We start from the raw sequence: 2724 nt of genomic DNA, 5'->3' as shown, positions 1-2724 counted from the left end.
CGCGAGGATCGTGGCGCCGACGCGGCGCGCGTCGTCGACCCGTTCCAGCAGGGGGACGGGCGCCTCGTCCTCGGCGACGTCGAACAGCGTCTCGCCGCGGCGCGCCTCCTCCAGCCGCGCCAGCCCGATGCTCAGGTGCGGCGGCGCGTCCGGGGGCGGCGACCAGCGCACCAGGGTGGGCGCGAGGCCCGGGGCGTCGCCGAGCCGCGACTCGTCGTCCAGGTGCGCGGCGAGGTGCCACGGGTCGCCGCCGGGCGTGCCGACCAGCAGCAGCCCCCCGGGGGTGCGGGAGGTGACCCGCAGGGCGCGTCCGAAGTCCTGGGTGCGCTCCAGCCAGCCGGTGGCGGACAGCACCTCGCGCAACATCACGATCTGCTCGGCGTCCACCGGTCCATGGTGCCGCACGGGGCACCGGCGGCACGCCGGTTTCCCCGAGCCGGGAGGGCGACGCGAAGCGGCCGGGGGGCCGCCTGGCAGACTCGGCGGCATGACTGAGCAGCAGCAGAGGACTCCCTACGACCTCCCCGACGTCAGCGGCCTGACCATCGGCATCCTCGGCGGCACCGGGGACCAGGGCAAGGGCCTGGCGCGCCGGTTCGCGCTGGCCGGCCACCGCGTGGTCATCGGGTCGCGGAAGGCGGAGCGCGCGCAGCAGGCCGCCGACGACCTGGGCGCGGACCTGCCCGTGTCGGGTGCGGAGAACGAGGCCGCCGCGAGCGGCGCGGACGTGGTGGTCGTCGCGGTGCCGTGGGAGGGGCACAAGGCGCTGCTGGAGTCGCTGCGCGAGGCGCTCGCCGGCAAGATCGTCGTGGACTGCGTGAACCCGCTGGGCTTCGAGAAGGGCAAGGGCGCGTTCGCGCTGCCGGTCGAGGAGGGCAGCGCCGCCGAGCAGGCCGCCGCCGTGCTGACCGGCAGCCGGGTCGTCGCGGCCTTCCACCACGTGTCCGCCAGGCTGCTGCTCGACCCCGAGGTGGACGAGATGGAGCTGGACGTCCTCGTCCTCGGCAACGACCGCGAGGCGACGGACCTGGTGCAGGCGCTCGCCGGGCGCATCCCCGGCATGCGCGGCGTCTATGGCGGACGGCTGCACAACGCCGGGCAGGTCGAGGCGTTCACCGCGAACCTCATCTCCATGAACCGCCGCTACAAGGCGCACGCGGGGCTCCGCATCACCGACGTTTGACGGGCGCCCGGAGCTGAGCGCCGGCGGAGCGCCGGACGTCGTTCCGCTTCGGGCCGGGCTCGCTTCCGTGCGCCAGGGAGCGAGCCCCCGCGTGAGCACGCGCGATGAGATTTCCGGCCAACGCCCCGGCGTTTTCTTGGGGACTTCCGACCAAGCCCCGGCGTGACCGTGCGGTTAGTGTGCCGGTGACGGGCCGCCGAGGGACCGGCCCTCGTGACCACGCGCGCCGGCCGGGCGACGGCCGGGACCGTCCGGCGGGCCGACGGGGTGGAAGACCGTGCTCGCTTACATCGTCCGGCGCCTGATGAGCGCCGCCGTCATGCTGCTGCTGGTCACCCTGGTGACGTTCGGCACGTTCTTCTGGCTGCCGAAGCTGGCGGGGCAGACCACCGACCAGATCGCCGCGTCCTACGCCGGGCGGGCCTCGACCGTCCAGGCGATCGAGGCGACCAAGCAGCGGCTCGGCCTCGACCAGCCGGTCCTCGTCCAGTACTGGCACTACCTGAAGGCGATCGCGGTCGGCCGGGACTACGACGCGGGCCCGGTCACCGACCACTGCCCGGCGCCGTGCCTCGGCTACTCGTTCCGCAGCAGCCAGCCGGTGCTCGGGACGCTCGTCGACCGCGCGCCCGCGACCGCGTCGCTGGCCGTGGGCGCCGCGTTCCTCTGGCTCGCCGGCGGGATCGTCACCGGCGTCGTGTCGGCGCTGCGCAAGGGCTCGTTATGGGACCGCGTGACGATGATCGTCGCGCTCGGCGGGGTGTCGCTGCCGATCTACTTCACCGGCTTGGTCTCGCTCGCCCTGTTCTCCTACACCTGGAGGATCCTCCCGGGAGGCGGCAGCTACCGGCCGCTGACCGCCGACCCGGGGATGTGGTTCCAGGCGCTGGTGCTGCCCTGGGTGACGCTCGCCTTCCTCTACGCGGCCATGTACGCGCGGCTCACCAGGGCGGGGATGCTCGAGACGATGAGCGAGGACTTCATCCGCACCGCCCGCGTCAAGGGGCTGCCGGAGGCGGTCGTCGTCACCAAGCACGCGCTGCGGGCCTGCATGACGCCGATCGTCACCGTGTTCGGCCTCGACCTCGGCCTCCTGCTGGGCGGGGCGGTGCTGACCGAGAACACCTTCAGCATCCCCGGCCTCGGCGAGCTCGCGATCACGTCCATCCAGAGCGGCGACCTGCCGATGGTCCTCGGCGTCACGCTGATCACCGCGGTCTCGGTCGTGGTCTTCAACCTGGTCGTCGACCTGCTCTACGCCGTCATCGACCCGCGGGTGAGGCTCGGCTGACGGCCCCGGGCGGCGGTGCGGGCGCGGCCGCCGGGAGATCGGCGTGGCGCGTTCCGGCCAGGAAGGCGACAATGGCGGGAGCGGTAGCCGACCGCGGCGCGTCCAAGTGCTGACGTTGGGGCATGGACGAGACGGGCGGGCGCGGCGCACGGCGGCGCCCGCCGTGGGCGATCTGGCGGCGGTCCCGCCGCGCCGGCTCCGGCGCCGCCTATGATCGGCATGCGACAGGGCAGGTGAAGATGAGGCAGAT

Annotated in this window: 2 protein-coding genes and 1 pseudogene; 2 read left to right on the top strand and 1 reads right to left on the bottom strand. The window is 73.8% G+C overall.

The annotated features are described in order from the left end of the window. Nucleotides 1–366, bottom strand: a pseudogene (locus ABZ914_RS49765) (hypothetical protein); the annotation flags it as partial. A 121-nt stretch (nt 367–487) separates the two neighbouring features. Here ABZ914_RS49765 and npdG point away from each other — a divergent pair. Continuing rightward, complete coding sequence (gene npdG, locus ABZ914_RS49760; RefSeq protein WP_190864306.1) at nt 488–1183, top strand: NADPH-dependent F420 reductase; 696 nt, start codon at nt 488–490, stop codon at nt 1181–1183. Between the two features lie 277 nt (nt 1184–1460). After that, nucleotides 1461–2474 (top strand): ABC transporter permease, encoded by a 1014-nt coding sequence (locus ABZ914_RS49755; RefSeq protein WP_500201581.1) that lies wholly within the window; start codon nt 1461–1463, stop codon nt 2472–2474. Nucleotides 2475–2724: the final 250 nt, after the last annotated feature.

It is taken from the genome of Spirillospora sp. NPDC046719, assembly GCF_040645715.1.
Classification (GTDB): domain Bacteria; phylum Actinomycetota; class Actinomycetes; order Streptosporangiales; family Streptosporangiaceae; genus Spirillospora.
This window is presented reverse-complemented; position numbering and strand designations above follow the sequence as displayed.

Coding starts and splice junctions, on each gene's coding strand:
- npdG (WP_190864306.1), top strand. CDS start 488: ATGACTGAGCAGCAGCAGAGGACTCCCTACGACCTCCCCGACGTCAGC.